Genomic DNA, 17,159 nt, shown 5'->3' on the forward strand with positions numbered 1-17,159 from the left:
TCAGGAACGCAGGTGGTTGCGCAAGGCGCGCTCGACGATATCCGGCAGCTCGTCACGCAGCCGTGAGGAAACCTGTTCGAACAGGGCCGCCTCGACTTCCCGCACCGCCGAGTGCAGCAGGTCGACCACGACCTCCCAGGCGACCGCGACCAGTTCCGCCTTCAGCGCCGCAAGCTCGCGGTCGGAGAGCAGCCGGGGCGCCGGCACGGCCACGGCGCGCAGCACGGGCGGCGCAGGCCCGGCGTCCGGCTCGAGCTTCTGCTGCAGGACGGGGCGGATGCCGGTGGAGTTGGTATCGTCGGTCATGCCCGGGACGCCCCGATCTGGTGGGTTGCCAGGGCGTAGCCCCGGTCCCGGTAGAAACGGAAGCGTTCCCGCGCCGCGGCCTTCTCCTCGTCGGTGCCGGCGACGATTTCCGCCACCCGGTCGAAGCGGCTGAAGAACAGCGGCACCTCGGCGCCGAGGTTGATGAGCAACTCGGCCTCGAAGCGCGGTTCGCCGCCGGCCCCGATGCGCACCGGCGTGCGGCCGGCGACGGCCGGGTCGAGATCCTCGGTATCGATGGAGTGCGGGACGAAGCTGCCGTCGCGGAAGGTCCACAGCAACTGGTCCACCTGGCGCGCGGCCTCAGCGGAGGCGGCATGCAGGTAGACCCGGTGCTGCAGCCGCCACGCTTTCTCGGTGAGGCGACAGGCGAACAGTTCCCGCGCCTGCACGGCGGGTGCGTCGAGGACGTAGAAGTCGACCCGCGTCATCCTGCTTTGGCGGGCCGGCCGTCAGGCCACGCCGGCCCGGCTCATCAGGAACTGCGCCAGCAGCGGCACCGGGCGGCCGGTGCCGCCCTTCGCCTGCCCGGACTTCCAGGCCGTGCCGGCGATGTCGAGATGCGCCCAGCTCAGGTCGCGGGTGAAGCGGTTGAGGAAACAGGCCGCCGTGATGGCGCCGGCGTCGCGGCCGGCGACATTGGCGAAGTCGGCGAAATTGCTCTTCAGCTGCTCGTCGTAGTCCGCGCCGATGGGCAGGTGCCAGGCGCGATCCTCGGCTTCCACGCCGGCGCGCAGCAGTTCGTCGGCGAGCGAGTCGTCGTTGCTCATCAGCCCGCTGAGGTGATGGCCGAGCGCAATCACGCAGGCGCCGGTCAGCGTCGCGATGTCGACCACCGTGGCGGGCTTGTAGCGGCGGGCATAGGTCAGCGCGTCGCACAGGATCAGCCGGCCTTCGGCGTCCGTGTTGAGGATTTCCACCGTCTGGCCCGACATGGTCGTGACAATGTCGCCGGGCCGGCTGGCCAGGCCGTCCGGCATGTTCTCGGCCGCCGGCACCAGGCCGATCACGTTGATCGGCAGGTTCAGCCGCGCCACCGTGGCCATGGTGCCGATCACGCTGGCGCCGCCGCACATGTCGAACTTCATCTCGTCCATGGCCGGCGCGGGCTTGATGCAGATCCCGCCGGTGTCGAAGGTGATGGCTTTGCCGACCATCGCTACCGGCGCTTTCTGCTTCGGGCCGCCGCGCCACTCGAGCACGATCAGCTTGGGCGGCTGGCGGCTGCCCTGGGATACCGACAGCAGGGCGTTCATGCCCAGCTTCTTCATCTGCGCCTGCTCGAGCACCGAGACCTTCAGGCCCTGGTGGGCCGAGGCCAGTTTCTTCGCCTCGGCCGCCAGGAATGCCGGCGTGCAGACGTTGCCGGGAAGGTTGCCCAGCCGCCGGGCGAGGGACTGTCCCTCCGCGACGCCCTGGCCATGCTTGAAGCCCAGGCTGGCGGCCGACTGCGCCTTGCGATCGGCGACCCACATGGTGAGCCGGTTGAACTTCGAGGGCGGCGTCTCCACCACCGACTTCATTTCGTCGAAGCGGTAGGCGGTTTCCTCGGCGGCTTCGGCTGCATGGCGCGCCAGGGTGTAAGGGTCAGCGTCGGCGACGGTTTCGCTGGAGAGGAAACTGAAGGCTTCCCGGGCGCCGGTGCCGAGCAGGACCTTCACGGCGGCCCCATGCGCCTTGCGCCAGGCCTTCAGGTCCAGCTTGCCGGCCTCGCCGAGCCCGACCAGCAGCAGGCGCCTGGCGCCGAGGCCCGCCGGCTTCGGCACCAGCAGCGTGGAACCCGGCTGGCCGCGGAAATCGCCGCTCTTCACCAGCCCGCTGACGAGCTTGTCGGTGACCACGTCGATTTCCCGCGCTGCTTCGGAGAGCCTGCCGTCCTTATAAATGCCGACGACAGCGCAATCCGTCCTGACGGTTGCCGCGGAGCCGGTCTTCGCCGTGAAATCCATCATTCCCTCTCCTCAGGTTCTGCCGCCGGGGGCGACGTAGCGCGCCGCAGACGCGGTAAGATGCCGGAGTTTAATTGATCAGGGGGCAGGCCGAAACTGCGCGCGTCGTGTCAGGCATCATCAATCGCTACCTCCTGCGCGAGATCGTCCGCAATTTCCTCGGCGTGACGGTCGTGCTCATGCTGATCCTGCTGGGCGACCAGTTCGCCCGGGGGCTGGCGCGCGCGGCGGCGGAGCGGATCCCGCGCGAGGCCGTGCTGCAGCTGATGGGCCTCACCACCATCGAGTACCTGAGCCTGCTGATCCCGGCGGCATTCTTCTTTGCCGTCATGCTGGCACTGGGCCGGCTGAACCGCGACAGCGAGATGGCGGCGCTGAACGCCTGCGGCATCGGCTCGGTGCAGTTGCTGCGGCCGCTGCTGTGGGGCGCCGCGCTGGTGGCCGCCGGCCTCGCCTGGCTCAGTTTCGGCGCCGCGCCCTGGGCCGCCGCCAAGGCCCTGGAAATCCGCCAGGAGGGCCAGCGCCAGGTCCAGCTGACCGCGCTCGAGCCCGGCCGTTTCCGCAGCGCCTCCGACGGGCGCCTGGTGTTCTACGCGCGCGACCGCAACGAGTCGGGCATCCTGACGGGGATCTTCATCCAGCAACGGGCCGGCGACCTGGTGGAAGTGGTCACGGCGGCGCGCGCCGAGCAGCGCCTGGCGCCGGAGCGGGACGAGAACTTCCTGGTCCTGTATGACGGCATCCGCTATTCCGGCCGTCCGGGCAGCGCGGAGTTCCGCAGTGCCCGCTTCGAGGAGCACGGCATTCCGCTGCCAATGCCGCGGCGCGTCGACCCCGATCGCAAGCGCGAGGAAATGCCGACGCTGGCGCTGCTCGGGACCGGGGACCCGGAGGACGCGGCCGAGTTGCAATGGCGGTTGGCGGCCCCGGTGTCGCTGCTGGTGCTGACCCTGATCGCGGTGCCGCTGGGCCGGGCGCCGCCGCGCTCGGGCCGTTACGGCCGGCTGGGCTTCGCGATCCTGGTGTTCGTGTTCTACAGCAACGCCCTCAGCGTGGGGCGGATGCTGATCGAGGACGCGCTGGTGCCGGGCTGGCTGGGCCTCTGGTGGGTCCACGGGCTGGTCGTTGGGATCGGCCTGCTGCTGCTTTACCTGCAGGGCGGCGGGGCCTGGCGCCTGCGGGCGCGACGGAGGGCGGCATGAACATCGTGGACCGCTACCTCGCGATGGCCGCCGGCCGCACCACCCTGCTGGTGCTGGTGGTGCTGCTGGCCCTGATCGGCTTCATCGGTCTGACCGGCGAGCTGCAGGACGTGGGGCAAGGCAGCTACCGGGCCCTCGACGCCTTTGTGGTGGTGCTCGCGCACTGGCCGCGCAACGCTTTCGATATCTTCCCGATCGCCGCGCTGCTCGGCGGGATGATGGGGCTGGGGGCGCTGGCCAATCACAGCGAGCTGGTGGCGCTGCGCGCTGCCGGCGTCGGGCTGCGCCGCATGGTGTATTCGATGACCCTGGCAGGCCTGATGTTCGCCGGGCTCGCGGCTGCGGTCGGCGAGCTCGTAATGCCCGGCGCCGAGCGTTTTGCCGATGCCTATGCGGACGAACTCAAGCGGGACCGCAACAGCCTGGCGGGGCTGTCCGGCAGCTGGCTGCGTGACGGCGACCGGGTGTTCAACATCCTGCAGGTCGAGACCCTCGACCGGCTGGGCGGCGTGTATGTTTACGAATTCGACGCCGCGGGCCGTCTCGACTCGGTCGCCATGGCGCACCGGGCGCAGGTGGGCGGCGACCGGCGCTGGATCCTGGAGGACGTCGAGCTGACTCGCTTCCGCGCCCAGATCGAAACAGAGACGCTAAACCAGCTCACGCTGCAGACCACCATCGACCCCGCGGTGATGGCGGTCTCGGTGATCGACACCAACAGCATGAGCATCCCCATGCTGCGGGACTACATCCGCTACCTGGAATCGAACGACCTGCGGGCGAGCCGCTACGAGATGGCGATGTGGCAGCGGCTGGCCAATATCGCGGCTGTGCCCGCCATGCTGCTGCTGGCCTTGCCGTTCGTCTTCGGCCCCTTGCGCTCAGGCGGCAACAGCGCGCGCTTCGTGGTCGGGTTCCTGGTCGGCGTGCTCTACATCCTCAGCAAAGGCGCGCTGGCCGACGGGGCCCAGGTCTACGGCGCGCCGGTCTGGCTGACGGCCTGGCTGCCGGTGGCCGTCATTCTCGCCGCCGCCTGGTTCGGGTTGTCACGAGTCCGCTGAGCGATGGCCGGCATCGGACCGGAGGACCAGGCGCGTGCCGGACAGCCGGTCGTGCCATGCGAGCCGGTCCCGGTCGACCAGGACCCACAGGAAACCGAGGCCGAGCGGCAACCATGACAGCACGGCGGCGGCGAACCTGAGCAGCGCCCGGCCCCAGCCGGGTGGCCGCCCCCCAGGCCCGACGAGCCGCAGCTTCCAGGCTCGCAGGCCCAGCGTCTCGCCCCGCGTCCAGAAAGCGGCGAAGAAGAGTGCGGTGACAGCCACCAGGTAGAGCCGGAACAGCAGGTCACCCGGCGCCGCAGCCGCGCGGTGGGCGGCGACCCAGGCGGCGCCGGCAATCATCAGCACTGCAGCCAGCACCAGCCCGTCGTAGAACATCGCCGCCAGGCGCCGCAGCAAGCCCGGCGCCGGCTGGTTCTCAGCGGCCATGAGCCAGTGCCTCGATGGCGGCGGGGTCGAGCCGGTGCAGCCCCGGCGGCAGCCGGCGGGCCGCCTCCAGCGCCGCGGCCACGGTGTCGATTCCGACGCTCCGGTAGCGCGACAACGGCCCGCGCATCAGCACGTCGGACAGCGGCGCCACCAGCTGGCCCAGCCGCTCGCCCAGCCGGAACTCCTCGCGCGGCCCGCGCAGCAGCCCGGGCTGCACGATCGCGAGGCAGTCGAAGCCCAGCGCCGCGACCCCGGCCTCAGCCTCGCCCTTGGTGCGCAGGTAGAAGTTGCGGGCCGTCGGGTCGGCGCCCGCGGCTGACACCAGCCCGAGGAAGCCGGCGCCGCAAGTGCGCGCTGCGGCCGCGAAGGACGCCACGCCCTCCAGGTCCACGGCGCGGAAGGCGGCGCGGCTGCCTGCCGCGCGCATGGTCGTGCCGAGGCAGCAATAGGCTTCGTCCGCTGCAACCCCGGCCAGCGCCGGCGCCAGCGCGTCCAACTCGGTGCGGCGCCATTCGAGGCGCGGGTGCGCCCGCGGTGCGGGGCCGCGCGCAACCGCCAGCACCCGCGTGCCGTCGGTGCGCGCCAGCAAGCGGTCGAGCAGGCGACTGCCGACCGCGCCGGTGGCACCTGCAACAAGGGCAAAGGGAGGTTGGGTCATGGGCTCGCGACCTCTGGCGGGTGTGCCGCGGGAAGGTGGCGCTCCGTAGGGGATTCGAACCCCTGTTACCGGCGTGAGAGGCCAGCGTCCTAACCACTAGACGAACGGAGCGTCGGGCCGCCCTGCGCACCCGCGGGTGCAGCGAGCGCGGCATTGTACCGGCAGTGCCGGCCCGACTCAATGGCCGGAGGCGCCCGGGGCCGGCCTTGGTGCTAAACTTGCTGGCTTGATTGACACAGGCGGAAACGGATTGGCCAGCGCGGCTCCAGGCATCGGTGCGGCTCCCCGGGTGATTCCCCGGCCGGAGCACAATATCTCCCGGGCGAACATCTCGCGCAATGCGCTGAAGGTCATGTACCGGCTGCGTGACGCGGGCTACCAGGCCTTCCTCGTCGGCGGCGGGGTGCGGGACCTCCTGCTTGGGCGGGAGCCGAAGGACTTCGACATCGCCACGGACGCGCACCCGGAGGACGTGCGGCGGCTGTTCCGCAACTGCCGGCTCATCGGCCGCCGCTTCCGGCTCGCCCACGTGTTCTTCGGCCGCGACATCGTCGAAGTCGCTACCTTCCGGGCTTCGGACCAGGAGGAGGGCGGCGACGAGGACGACACCCTGCTGGTGAAGGACGAGGAAGGCCGGATCCTCCGCGACAATCGCTACGGCACGATCGACGACGACGTGTGGCGGCGCGACTTCACCGCCAACGCGCTCTATTACAACATCGAGGATTTCTCGATCTGGGACTATGCCGGCGGCGTGGACGATATCCGCGCCGGCGTGCTCCGGCTGATCGGCGACCCCGAGGATCGCTATCGCGAGGATCCGGTCCGCCTGCTGCGCGCGGTGCGCTTCGCCGCCAAGCTGGGCTTTCGGGTCGAGCCGGAAACCGAGCAGCCGCTGACGACCCTCGCACCGCTGCTCGAATCCGTGCCGCCCGCCCGCCTGTTCGACGAGGTACTGAAGCTGTTCCTCAGCGGGCACGGCGTCGCGTCCTACGATTTGCTCAGGCGCTACGGGCACTTCCACCAGCTCTTCCCGGCGGTCGACCGGCTGCTCGACAGCGAAGCCGGCGAACCTTACCGCGCGCTGCTGCTCGCCTCGCTGCAGAACACCGATCAGCGGGTCGCCGCGGACGAGCCGGTCACCCCGGTGTTTCTCTTCAGCGTACTGATGTGGGGCCCGGTCCGGCGCCGCGCGGCCGAGCTGGAGGAGGCGGGCGAGCCGCCGATCCAGGCGCTGTTGCTGGCGGCCGACGAGGTCATGGATGCGCAGCAGTCGCAGGTGGCGATCCCGCGTCGCATCACCGCGCCCATGAAGGAACTGATGGTGACGCAGCTCAAGCTCAACCGCACCCGCGGCAAGCGGGTGCTCGGGCTGCTCGGACAGACCCGCTTCCGGGCGGCCTACGATTTTCTCTGCCTGCGGGCCAAGGTCGGTGACGCCGACCCGGCGCTGGCGGAGTTCTGGACGCAGCTGCAGGAACTCGACGAGGCGCAACGGATCGCGGCGGTCGATCCGGGCCGCCGGCGACCGGCCGATGGCGCCACGGAGGAACAGCCGCAGGCAGACGGCGAGGACCCGGCCAGGCCCCGGCGCCGCCGCCGCCGGCCGCGACGGCGCAAGCCCGGCGGCGGAACCGACTGACCGTGGCCGGTGAGCGTTTCCTGCCCGCCTATGTCGGGCTGGGCAGCAACCTTGACGATCCGGCCGGCCAGTTGCGCCGGGCCCTGGCCTCGCTCGCCGGGCTGCCCGCTACCAGGCTGCTGTGCGCGTCGTCGTTCTACCGCAGCCCGCCGCTGGGGCCTGCCAGCCAGCCCGATTACCTGAATGCAGTGGCCGGACTCCTGACTACGCTGCCGCCCCTTGAACTGCTCGCCGCGCTGCAGGCCATCGAGACGGCCCAGGGCCGCCGCCGCGACGGGGAGCGCTGGGGCCCGCGCACGCTCGATCTCGACCTGCTGCTGCACGGTGGCGCCCGGCTGGCTTCGGCGGCGCTGACGCTGCCGCATCCGGGGCTGCGCGAGCGCGCCTTCGTGCTGGTGCCGCTGGCGGAGATTGCGCCGGGCCTGCGTCTGCCCGACGGCGCGCTGGTGGCGCGGCTGGCGGGCGCCGTGGACGCGGCCGGGCTGCAGAGGCTGGCGGCCTGATGCCGCGCTCGTTGCGTTACCTGGCAATCGAGGGCCCGATCGGTGTCGGCAAGACGTCACTGGCGCGGCGCCTGGCCGAGACTCTCCAGTTCGACCTCGTGCTCGAACAGGCCGAGGAGAACCCTTTCCTGGAGCGCTTCTACCGCGACCCGGAGCCCAATGCCCTGCCGACCCAGTTGCACTTCCTGTTCCAGCGCGCGCGGCAGGCCCAGGAGATGCGCCAGGCCGACCTGTTCGCAGGCGGCCGCGTCGCCGACTTCCTGCTCGAGAAGGACCGGATCTTCGCCCGCCTGACCCTGCGCGACGAGGAATACCGGCTCTACGAGCAGGTCTACCAGGGCCTCACGCTGGACGCGCCCACGCCCGACCTGGTGGTGTACCTGCAGGCGCCGGTGGAGGTGCTGGTCGAGCGCGTGCAGCGCAGGGGCATCCCCTACGAGCAGCAGGTGCAGGCGGACTACCTGCGGCGGCTGTCGGAGGCCTACATGGATTTCTTTCATCGCTACGATGCCGGCCCGCTGCTGATCGTCAACGCGGCGACCATCGACCCGGTGCGGCGCGAGGCGGATTTCCAGGACCTGCTGCAGCGGATCCACGCCATCGAAGGGGGCCGCCAGTACTACAACCCGACGCCCTTCGGCGGGCCGGGCTGAGCCAGGCGCCGGAGATTGATGTTCCCGGGGGAATTGGCCATGCTGGCCCGCGAGCGGACGAGGGGAGTCGCGCCATGACCATGTACAGCCACCTGCAGGACCGGGCGCGGGCCGACCAGCCCGTCACGCTCGACACGCTGCGCGGCATGAAAGACGCCGGCGAGAAGATCGCCTGCCTGACCGCCTACGATGCCAGCTTCGCGGCGGCCGTTGACGGGGCCGGGACCGACCTCGTCCTGGTGGGCGATTCGCTGGGGATGGTCGTGCAGGGCCACGACACCACCGTGCCGGTGACCATGGACGACATGGTCTATCACGCCCGCTGCGTGACCCGGGGAGTGCACCGGGCATTCCTGGTTGCGGACATGCCCTTCGGCAGCTACAGCCTGCCGGAGCCCGCCTTCGCCAACGCAGTGCGCCTGATGCAGGAAGGCGGTGCGGCGATGGTGAAGCTCGAGGGCGGGGCGCTGCAGGTTCGCACGGTGGAGTTCCTGGCCTCGCGCGACATTCCGGTGTGCGCCCACATCGGCCTCACGCCCCAGTCGATCCACAAGCTCGGCGGCTTCAAGGTGCAGGGCCGCGAGCAGGCGGCAGCCGAACAGATGATCAGGGACGCGCATGCGCTGCAGGAAGCCGGCGCGGACATCGTCCTGCTCGAATGCGTCCCGACCGCCCTCGGCCAGGCGATCACGCAGGCCTTGCGGGTGCCGGTGATCGGCATCGGCGCTGGACCCGCGGTGGATGGCCAGATTCTCGTGCTGTACGACATCCTCGCCGTGACGCCCGGCCGCAAGCCGCGTTTCGCCAGGGACTTCCTCGCCGGCGCCGGGAGCCTGCACCAGGCACTCGCGGCCTATGTCGCGGCCGTCAAGGACGGCAGTTACCCGGCGCCGGAGCACTGCTTCTCGTGAGCCGCCCGCCGGTCGAGGGCGGCGTCGCCGGCCTGCGGACGCGACTCGCCGACTGGCGCCGCGACGGCGCCCGCATCGCCTTCGTGCCGACCATGGGCAATCTGCACGAGGGGCACATGGACCTGGTACGCACGGCCGGCGAGCGAGCTGATCGCGTGGTGGCCAGCATTTTCGTCAACCCGCTGCAGTTCGGCCCGGGCGAGGACTTCGCCGCCTACCCGCGGACGCTGGCCGATGACCTGGACCGCCTCGCCGGGACCTGCTGCGACCTGGTGTTCGCCCCGACCGAGGCCGTCATGTACCCGCACGGGCGGGAGGGCCGGACGCGGGTCGAGGTCCCCGGCCTGTCCGCCATCCTCTGCGGGGCGAGCCGGCCGGGCCACTTTGCCGGCGTGACCACCGTGGTGGCCAAGCTGTTCCACCTGGTGCAGCCCGACCTGGCGGTGTTCGGCCATAAGGACTACCAGCAGCTCGCGATCATCCGGCGCATGGTGACGGATCTCGATTTCCCGCTCCAGGTGACGGGGGTGCCCACGCGGCGGGAAGCGGACGGGCTGGCGATGAGCTCGCGTAACCGCTATCTCACGCCTGCGGAGCGGCGGATCGCGCCGGCCCTTTACGCTGCGCTGCAGCAAGCCGCGGCGGGACTGCGGCAGGGCGAACGAGACTTTGTTGCATTACAACAGGCGGGCATGGAAAATATCCGGTCGGCCGGTATGGCCCCGGAGTATTTCGAGGTGCGACGGCAGGACACCCTGGCGCCGGCGACAGCCGGCGACCGGAACCTGGTGGTCCTGGCGGCGTCAAAACTGGGGCGGGCGCGACTGATCGACAACGTGCTCGTGGACCTGGACTGAACGGACCCTGCGTGGGAAGGAGCAACCGATGCAGCTGACTTTGCTCAAGGCCAAGCTACACCGGGCCTGCGTGACTCACGCAGAGCTTGATTACGAGGGTTCGTGCGCCATCGACTCCGACCTGCTGGAGCTGGCGGGGATCATGGAGTACGAGCAGATCCAGATCTACAACGTCACCGGCGGCGAGCGCTTCACCACCTACGCCATTCGCGCCGAGGCCGGCTCGCGCATCATCTCCGTGAACGGCGCCGCCGCCCACAAGGCGCGCCCGGGCGATCGCGTGATCATCTGCGCCTACGGCGGCATGAGCCAGCAGGAAGCCCGCCTGCACAAGCCGAAGCTGGTCTACCTCGACGAGCACAACCGCGTCACGCGCACCGGCGACGCCATCCCCGTCCAGGCCGCCTGAGACCTTCCTAGAGCGCGATCTGGTTCCTGCCGCCCATCTTGGCGCGGTACAGGGCATCGTCCGCGCGCGCGATCAACGTCTCCAGGGTGTCGCCCGGCTCGGCTGCGGCCACGCCCGCGGACAGCGTGATGCTGGGGGCGCCCGGGTCCAGGTCGGTGGCCTTGAGCACGGCCCAGCGGGCCCGCTCCGCGCAGGTGCGGGCCGCTTCCTTGTCCGCCCCCGGCAGCAGGATACAGAACTCGTCGCCGCCGAATCGCGCCACCATGTCGCCCGGCCGGAAATGCTGGCGCAGGGTCTCCGCGACCAGCCGCAGGGCCCGGTCCCCGGCGACGTGCCCGTAGCGGTCGTTGAAGCGCTTGAACTGGTCCACGTCGACCATGACCATTGCCGTCGGCGTCTCGTCCTTGAGGCAGCGATCCAGGCGGCGCCGGAACATGTTGTCCAGCCAGTGCCGGTTGTGCAGGTCGGTGAGGGCGTCGGTCACGGCGTGCTTCTCGAACTCGCGCAGGATACCCACGCTGTCGAGGATCACCTGGTTGTCGGAGCGCACCCGCGAGGACAGGATCACCAGCAGGTTGCGGGCGAAGGCGTGCGAGACGTTGATCATGCGCCAGAGAATGTCCTGCTCGATCACCATCAGGTGGGAATCGCGCGCCGCCACTACCCAGGCCGAGGGATTCTTCTCCTCGATGATGGACATCTCGCCCGCGCACTGCCCCGGCTGCAATGTGGTCAGCGGCTCGTTGTCGAGCGAGCCCAGGCGCACTTCGAGGGCCCCGGACAGGATCACGAACACGCGGGAGTTGGTGGCGGAGGGCGCCAGCAGGATCTCGCCGGCGCGGATGTCCCTGCGCCGCGTACGCGCCAGGAAGGGACCGACGGAACGGATGTCGACGCCGCTGAAAATCTGCAGCCCGGCCAGGAAATGCCTGATGTCAGGCGCGTCGACGAAATCCACTCGGGCGGCCCTCTGCGTACTTGCCGGTCATTCTGTGTTCAATCCCGGTCAAACTCAACGCTGCTGGGCCCGCTCGTGCCGGCCGAGCGCCCAGGCCACGTGCTCGCGCAACAGCGCCGAGGCATCGTCGGCACGGGCCGCGAGGGCCGCCCGGGCCTGCTCGTCCGGCGCCGCATTGCCGAGCGCGACGGCGATGTTGCGGAGCCAGCGCTGGTAACCGATGCGGCGGATGGCCGAGCCTTCCATCCGAGCCAGGAAATCCGTCTCTGACCAGGCAAAGAGTTCCGCCAGCACCGGCGCGTCGAGGTTGTCGCGCGCCCGGAAGTCGCGGGTTGCGGCGAATTGCGCGTAGCGGTTCCAGGGGCACACGAGCTGGCAGTCATCGCAGCCGTAGATCCGGTTGCCCAGGGCCGGCCGCAGTGCCACCGGGATGGCGCCCTCGTGCTCGATCGTCAAATAGGAAATACACCGCCGGGCATCGAGCTCGTAGGGCGCCACGATGGCCGCGGTCGGGCAGGCATCGAGGCAGGCGGTACAGCTCCCGCAATGGGCGCTCGGGGCCGTGTCGGCCGGCAGCGGCAGGTCCGTGTAGATCTCGCCCAGGAAGAACCAGCTGCCGGCGTCGCGCGCCAGGAGGTTGGTGTGCTTGCCGATCCAGCCGAGCCCGGCATCGCGGGCCAGCGCCTTCTCCAGCACCGGTGCGCTGTCGGTGAAGACCCGGTAGCCGAAGGGGCCGACCGCGGTCTCGATCCGGTCGGCGAGACGCTGCAGGCGCCGGCGCAGCACCTTGTGATAGTCGCGGCCGAGGGCGTAGCGGGACACGTAGCCCAGGCTGCGCTCGGCCAGCACCGCCTCCGCTGGCGCCGCCTCCGGGGGCAGGTAATCGAGCCGCACCGAGATCACGCTGATCGTGCCCGGGACCAGGTCCGCCGGACGGCTGCGGCGCGTCCCGTGGCGCGCCATCCACTCCATGTCGCCGTGGCGGCCCAGCGCCAGCCACCGCTTCAGCCAGGCCTCGTCCTCGGGCACCGCCGCGCGGGCGATGCCGACCGCGCCGAAGCCCAGCTCGCGTCCCCAGTCCTTGATCTGTCGGGCCAGAGTCTCCACGCCCGGCAGTATAATCGGGGTCATGACGATGATGCCCCGGGAACTGTGGACCGCCGCCCAGGTGCGCGAGCTCGACCGCCGCGCCATCGAGGAGGAGGGTATCCCGGCGCGCGAGCTGATGGAGCGGGCCGGCCTGGCGGCCCTCGAGGCCCTGCGCCGGGGATGGCCGGCGGCGCGCGACGTGACGGTGCTGTGCGGCGGCGGCAACAACGGCGGCGACGGCTACGTGCTGGCGCGCCGGGCGCGGGAACAGGGATGGCAGGTCCGGGTGCTGGCCCTGGCAGATCCCGCAGGCCTCGACGGAGATGCGGCCGCGGCCTGCACCGACTACCGGCAGGCCGGCGGCGCAGTCGAATCCTGGCACGAGGGAGACGTTCTGCCCGGCACCGGGCCGCTGGTGGACGGACTCCTGGGTACCGGCCTCGACCGCCCGCTCGAGGGACGCTACGCGGCTGCCGTCGAGGCGCTCAATGGCAGCGGCCGCCCGGTGCTGGCGCTGGACATCCCGACCGGCCTGCATGCGGACACGGGCCGGGAACTCGGCATCGCCGTCCGCGCTGCGCTCACGGTGTGCTTCATCGGCCTGAAGCTCGGCCTGTTCACCGGCCGCGGCCGCGCCTGCGCGGGCGAGGTGACGTTTGCCGGCCTGCACGTCCCACCGGGCCTGGCCGCCGGGCTGGAGCCCGCTGCGCGGCGGCTGGATCCGCGGCAGCTGGCGCACTGGTTGCCACGCCGCGACCGGGATGCCCACAAGGGCCGCTTCGGCCACGTTCTCGTGCTCGGCGGCGATTACGGCATGGGCGGCGCCGCCCTGCTGGCGGGCCGGGCCGCGTTGCGCGCCGGCGCCGGCCTGGTGACGGTCGCCACCCGGCCGGAGCACGCCGCAGCCATGTTCGCGGCCCAGCCAGAGCTGATGTGCCGCGGGGTGAGCGAGCCCGCCGACCTCGAGCCGCTGCTGGCCCGGGCGACCGTGGTGGCGGCCGGGCCCGGTCTGGGCCAGGCTCCGTGGGGACAGGCCCTGCTGGCCGCAGCGCTGGCCTCGGACCTGCCTTGCATCCTCGACGCCGATGCGCTCAACCTGCTGTCGGAGCATCCCCGGGCGCCGGGCCGCTGGATCATCACGCCGCATCCCGGGGAGGCGGCGCGCCTGCTCGACACCGGTCCCGGCGAGGTGGAGGCCGACCGCCCCGCGGCGCTGCGGGCCTTGCGCGAGCGTTACCGCTGTGTCGTGGTGCTCAAGGGCGCCGGCACGCTGGTGGCTGGGCAGGGCGCGGTCCCATGGCTGTGCGATGCGGGCAACCCGGGCATGGCCTCGGGCGGCATGGGCGATGTGCTGACCGGCCTCGCCGCCGGTCTGGCGGCCCAGCTGCATGACCTGGAGCGCGCTGCCTGCGCCGGCGTGCTGGTGCACGCCCTGGCGGCGGACGACGCGGCGCGCCGCGGCGAGCGGGGCCTGGCGGCCGGCGACCTGCTCGACTGCCTGCATGGCTGGGTCAATCCCGGTGATGACGCGGATCTTCCTGCCTGACGCGGCAGCCACGGCCGCGCTGGGCGCCCGGCTGGCGCCGGGCCTGGCAGCCGCGTGCCAGGCGGGCCCGGTGGTGGTCCACCTCGAGGGTCCCCTCGGGGCCGGGAAGACGACGCTGGTCCGCGGACTGCTGCGTGGCCTGGGTCACGAGGGGCGGGTACGCAGCCCGACGTTCACCCTGCTCGAGCCTTACGAGCTGCCCGACTGCGAGGTGATGCACCTCGATCTCTACCGCCTCGCCGATCCGGCCGAGCTCGACTATCTCGGCCTGGAGGACCTGCTCCGACCCGGTGGGCTGGTCCTCGTCGAATGGGCCGAGCGGGGCGGCGACCGGCTGCCGGGGGCAGACCTCAAGTTGGCGCTCGATTACCAGGATGCGGGGCGCTGCGCCCGTTGCACCGCGGGCTCAGGCAGGCTTGAGCCCCTGGTCGCGGCCCTGGCACAGGCGGGCGAGCCAGCGTCGTCACGCAGAATCGAGACTAAGTAACCCCTCCAGCAGCTTGTTTCTCAAAATAATTATTGCGTTCGTGCCCGGCTTATGGTTAAAGTTGGTTCCCGAAATCCAACCAAACTGTTGGAAATGTCGAGGAAATCTCTTAAAGGCCTGCTGCTCGCGCTGTTGTTCTGCGCTCCGGTCGCCCAGGCCGAAGTGCTCGTCAAGGACGTGCGCCTGTGGGCCAGCCCCTATGCGACCCGCGTAGTCCTCGATCTCTCGGCCCCCGTCGGCCACACCCTGTTCACCCTGGACAACCCCAGCCGGCTGGTCGTAGACCTCAAGCCCGCGGCGCTGGCGCGCACGAGCGAGCTGCCGCCCGGCGCCGGGCTGGTGCGGGGCGTCCGCGCCGCCAACAAGGCCGGCGGGGAGGCCCGCATCGTGCTCGACCTTGCCGGCGAGGCCAAGCCGCGCAGTTTCCTGGTGCGGCCCGAGGGCCGCTACGGACATCGCCTGATCATCGAACTCGAAGGCGCGGGCCCCCGGCGCCAGGCGCCCGTGATCAGCGCGGGGCAGGGCGACCGTGAGCTGGTGATTGCCGTCGATGCCGGACACGGGGGCGAGGACCCGGGCGCGATCGGCCCCCGCGGTACCTATGAGAAGGACGTGGTGCTGGGCGTGGCGCGCCGGCTGGCGGATCGCATCAATCGCGAGCCCGGCATGCGCGCCGTGCTGACGCGCGACGGGGATTACTTCCTCAGCCTGCGCCAGCGCGTCGAAAAGGCGCGGCGGAACGGCGCGGACCTGTTTGTATCGGTGCACGCTGACGCCTTCAAGAACCCCAGGGCACGGGGTTCCTCGGTCTACGTGCTTTCCAACAAAGGCGCGACCGACGAGGCGGCCCGCTGGCTGGCAGAGCGGGAGAATGCGGCCGACCTCGTGGGCGGCGTCAGCCTCGACGACAAGGACGACCTGCTGGCTTCGGTGCTCCTGGACCTGTCCCAGAACGCTTCCATCGGCGCCAGCCTGGAGGTGGGCGAATTCGTGCTCGACCGTCTCGGGGCTGTGAACCGGCTGCACAAGCAGTCGGTGCAGCAGGCCGGGTTCGCGGTGCTGAAGGCGCCGGACATCCCCTCCATCCTGGTGGAGACGGCCTTCATCTCGAACGTCGAAGAAGAGCAGAAGCTGCGGGACCAGCGATACCAGGACCAGCTGGCGAACGCGCTGGTGACCGGTATTCGCGAGTACTTCTACCAGAACCCGCCGCCCGGGACCTGGGTGGCGCGCAACCGCGACCGCGCGCCCGTGGCCCGCGAAGTCGTCGTTGCCAGCGGTGACACCTTGTCGGGCATCGCCAACCGTTACAACACCAGCGTCCCGGCGCTGCGCCGCTACAACGGGCTGCGCGGCGACCGGATCAGGGTCGGCCAGGTCATCACGATCCCGGGCGGCTGACCCCCGGTCCTGGGGACTGTCCCCGGGACTGTCCCCAGCGGGTGGATCCCGTATCCTAGGCACCCATGCCTATCCGCCAGCTCCCCGCCCAGCTCGTCGACCAGATCGCCGCCGGCGAAGTCGTGGAACGCCCGGCTTCCGTGGTCAAGGAACTGGTCGAGAACAGCCTCGATGCCGGTGCGGGCCGGATCGAAATCGAGATCGAGGCCGGCGGCCTGCGCCGCTGCCTGGTGCGTGACGACGGCGGCGGGATTCCACGCGAGGAGCTGGCGCTGGCACTGTCCCGCCACGCCACCAGCAAGATCGCCAGCCTCGACGACCTGGAACGCGTGGCCACGCTCGGCTTCCGCGGCGAGGCCCTGCCGAGCATCGCCTCGGTCTCGCGCCTTGCCCTGACGTCGCGTGCCGCGGGGGCGGAAGCGGCCTGGACCGTGTCGGCCGACGGCGGCCGCCTCGGCGAACCGGCGCCGGCAGCCCATCCGCCGGGCACCACCATCACCGTCCAGGACCTGTTCTTCAATACCCCTGCGCGGCGGCGTTTCATGCGCAGCGAGCGCACCGAGTCGAGCCACGTCGAGGGACTGGCCCGCCGGCTCGCGCTGTCGCGCTTCGACACGGGGTTCAGCCTGCGGCGCGACGGACGCGCGCTGTTCGACCTGCGGCCCGCGCGGGATGCCGGCGCCCGCCTGCGGCGCGTCGGCGAGGTCTGCGGCGAGGCTTTCGCCGCCCACGTGCTGGAACTGGAGCAGGCCGCGGCCGGCCTGCGCTTGTCCGGCTGGCTGGGGTTGCCGACCTTCTCCCGGTCCCAGCCGGACCTGCAGTACTTCTTCGTCAACGGCCGCATGATCCGTGACCGGCTGGTGACCCATGCGCTGCGCCAGGCCTACGCCGACGTGCTGTTTCACGGCCGTCATCCGGCCTACGTGCTCTACCTCGAAATGGATCCTGCCCTGGTGGACGTGAATGCCCATCCGACCAAGCACGAGGTCCGGTTCCGCGAGGCCCGGAGCATGCACGGTTTCCTGTATCACGCGGTGGAGCAGGCGCTCGCCGGCACCCGGCCCGCGGCCGCCGCGGCCG

19 protein-coding genes and 1 tRNA gene are annotated in these 17,159 nt (G+C 70.9%); 12 read left to right on the forward strand and 8 right to left on the reverse strand.

Annotation, left to right across the window (positions count from 1 at the left end; all coding sequences use genetic code 11):
- Genes G6N75_RS00240 through G6N75_RS00250 form a run of 3 tightly spaced genes read right to left on the reverse strand, consistent with a single transcriptional unit; the run spans position 1 to position 2,273 of the window.
- The gene (locus G6N75_RS00240) at positions 1 to 306 is read right to left on the reverse strand and encodes a hypothetical protein (protein ID WP_165346061.1); all 306 of its coding nucleotides are present in this window, start codon (positions 304 to 306) and stop codon (positions 1 to 3) included.
- Positions 303 to 755 (reverse strand): DNA polymerase III subunit chi, encoded by a 453-nt coding sequence (locus G6N75_RS00245; RefSeq protein WP_165346062.1) that lies wholly within the window; start codon positions 753 to 755, stop codon positions 303 to 305. Before G6N75_RS00245 ends, G6N75_RS00240 begins: the two co-directional genes overlap by 4 nt.
- Positions 756 to 776: 21 nt before the next feature.
- Positions 777 to 2,273: a leucyl aminopeptidase gene (locus tag G6N75_RS00250; RefSeq protein WP_165346080.1), complete on the reverse strand. Its 1,497-nt coding sequence runs from the start codon at positions 2,271 to 2,273 to the stop codon at positions 777 to 779.
- Between the two features lie 74 nt (positions 2,274 to 2,347).
- Here G6N75_RS00250 and lptF point away from each other — a divergent pair, with 74 nt between their 5' ends.
- Both lptF and lptG read left to right on the forward strand, forming a co-directional pair.
- Entirely contained in the window at positions 2,348 to 3,475 is a 1,128-nt protein-coding gene (lptF, locus tag G6N75_RS00255; protein ID WP_165346063.1) for an LPS export ABC transporter permease LptF, read from the forward strand.
- Positions 3,472 to 4,536, forward strand: a complete 1,065-nt coding sequence (lptG, locus tag G6N75_RS00260) for an LPS export ABC transporter permease LptG (RefSeq protein ID WP_165346064.1) — start codon at positions 3,472 to 3,474, stop codon at positions 4,534 to 4,536. The genes lptF and lptG overlap by 4 nt, the downstream gene beginning before the upstream one ends.
- On the opposite strand, the gene G6N75_RS00265 is transcribed toward lptG, so the two are convergent.
- The 3 genes from G6N75_RS00265 to G6N75_RS00275 form a co-directional block, all read right to left on the reverse strand.
- The gene (locus tag G6N75_RS00265) at positions 4,522 to 4,965 is read right to left on the reverse strand and encodes an RDD family protein (RefSeq protein WP_165346065.1); all 444 of its coding nucleotides are present in this window, start codon (positions 4,963 to 4,965) and stop codon (positions 4,522 to 4,524) included. The genes lptG and G6N75_RS00265 overlap by 15 nt on opposite strands.
- Entirely contained in the window at positions 4,955 to 5,623 is a 669-nt protein-coding gene (locus G6N75_RS00270) for an NAD(P)H-binding protein (RefSeq protein ID WP_165346066.1), read from the reverse strand. Before G6N75_RS00270 ends, G6N75_RS00265 begins: the two co-directional genes overlap by 11 nt.
- Before the next feature lie 36 nt (positions 5,624 to 5,659).
- Positions 5,660 to 5,734: transfer RNA gene (locus G6N75_RS00275), tRNA-Glu, on the reverse strand.
- A gap of 178 nt (positions 5,735 to 5,912) precedes the next feature.
- Between G6N75_RS00275 and pcnB the strand changes: the two genes are divergently transcribed.
- The 6 genes from pcnB (at position 5,913) to panD (ending at position 10,598) form a co-directional block, all read left to right on the forward strand.
- Positions 5,913 to 7,265: a polynucleotide adenylyltransferase PcnB gene (gene pcnB / locus G6N75_RS00280; RefSeq protein ID WP_346765448.1), complete on the forward strand. Its 1,353-nt coding sequence runs from the start codon at positions 5,913 to 5,915 to the stop codon at positions 7,263 to 7,265.
- A gap of 2 nt (positions 7,266 to 7,267) precedes the next feature.
- Complete coding sequence (gene folK, locus G6N75_RS00285) at positions 7,268 to 7,768, forward strand: 2-amino-4-hydroxy-6-hydroxymethyldihydropteridine diphosphokinase (protein ID WP_165346067.1); 501 nt, start codon at positions 7,268 to 7,270, stop codon at positions 7,766 to 7,768.
- Entirely contained in the window at positions 7,768 to 8,421 is a 654-nt protein-coding gene (locus G6N75_RS00290) for a deoxynucleoside kinase (RefSeq protein ID WP_165346068.1), read from the forward strand. The genes folK and G6N75_RS00290 overlap by 1 nt, the downstream gene beginning before the upstream one ends.
- An 80-nt stretch (positions 8,422 to 8,501) precedes the next feature.
- Positions 8,502 to 9,332 carry a 3-methyl-2-oxobutanoate hydroxymethyltransferase gene (panB, locus tag G6N75_RS00295; protein ID WP_165346082.1) on the forward strand — a complete coding sequence of 277 codons (831 nt, stop codon included), beginning with the start codon at positions 8,502 to 8,504 and terminating at the stop codon, positions 9,330 to 9,332.
- Entirely contained in the window at positions 9,329 to 10,189 is an 861-nt protein-coding gene (gene panC, locus G6N75_RS00300; protein WP_346765449.1) for a pantoate--beta-alanine ligase, read from the forward strand. Before panB ends, panC begins: the two co-directional genes overlap by 4 nt.
- 28 nt (positions 10,190 to 10,217) lie before the next feature.
- Positions 10,218 to 10,598 (forward strand): aspartate 1-decarboxylase, encoded by a 381-nt coding sequence (panD, locus tag G6N75_RS00305; protein ID WP_165346069.1) that lies wholly within the window; start codon positions 10,218 to 10,220, stop codon positions 10,596 to 10,598.
- 7 nt (positions 10,599 to 10,605) lie between these two features.
- Here the strand turns inward: panD and G6N75_RS00310 are convergent, their stop codons facing one another.
- Together G6N75_RS00310 and queG are read right to left on the reverse strand one after the other, a co-directional pair.
- A complete protein-coding gene (locus tag G6N75_RS00310) occupies positions 10,606 to 11,556 on the reverse strand; it encodes a GGDEF domain-containing protein (protein WP_165346070.1) in 951 nt (316 codons plus the stop codon).
- Positions 11,557 to 11,610: 54 nt separating this feature from the next.
- Positions 11,611 to 12,687, reverse strand: coding sequence for a tRNA epoxyqueuosine(34) reductase QueG (gene queG / locus G6N75_RS00315; RefSeq protein WP_165346071.1), 1,077 nt, complete (start codon positions 12,685 to 12,687; stop codon positions 11,611 to 11,613).
- Between queG and G6N75_RS00320 the strand changes: the two genes are divergently transcribed.
- From G6N75_RS00320 to mutL, 4 genes are all read left to right on the forward strand, one after another.
- The gene (locus G6N75_RS00320; RefSeq protein WP_165346072.1) at positions 12,686 to 14,191 is read left to right on the forward strand and encodes an NAD(P)H-hydrate dehydratase; all 1,506 of its coding nucleotides are present in this window, start codon (positions 12,686 to 12,688) and stop codon (positions 14,189 to 14,191) included. The two genes, queG and G6N75_RS00320, sit on opposite strands and share 2 nt — an antisense overlap.
- A complete protein-coding gene (tsaE, locus tag G6N75_RS00325; RefSeq protein ID WP_165346073.1) occupies positions 14,148 to 14,678 on the forward strand; it encodes a tRNA (adenosine(37)-N6)-threonylcarbamoyltransferase complex ATPase subunit type 1 TsaE in 531 nt (176 codons plus the stop codon). The genes G6N75_RS00320 and tsaE overlap by 44 nt, the downstream gene beginning before the upstream one ends.
- A 93-nt stretch (positions 14,679 to 14,771) precedes the next feature.
- Positions 14,772 to 16,079, forward strand: a complete 1,308-nt coding sequence (locus G6N75_RS00330) for an N-acetylmuramoyl-L-alanine amidase (RefSeq protein ID WP_165346074.1) — start codon at positions 14,772 to 14,774, stop codon at positions 16,077 to 16,079.
- 65 nt (positions 16,080 to 16,144) lie between these two features.
- A partial coding sequence (gene mutL / locus G6N75_RS00335; RefSeq protein WP_165346075.1) for a DNA mismatch repair endonuclease MutL occupies positions 16,145 to 17,159 on the forward strand: 1,015 nt, incomplete at its 3' end.

The organism is Thioalkalivibrio sp. XN8 (genome assembly GCF_011058255.1).
GTDB lineage: Bacteria > Pseudomonadota > Gammaproteobacteria > Steroidobacterales > XN24 > XN24.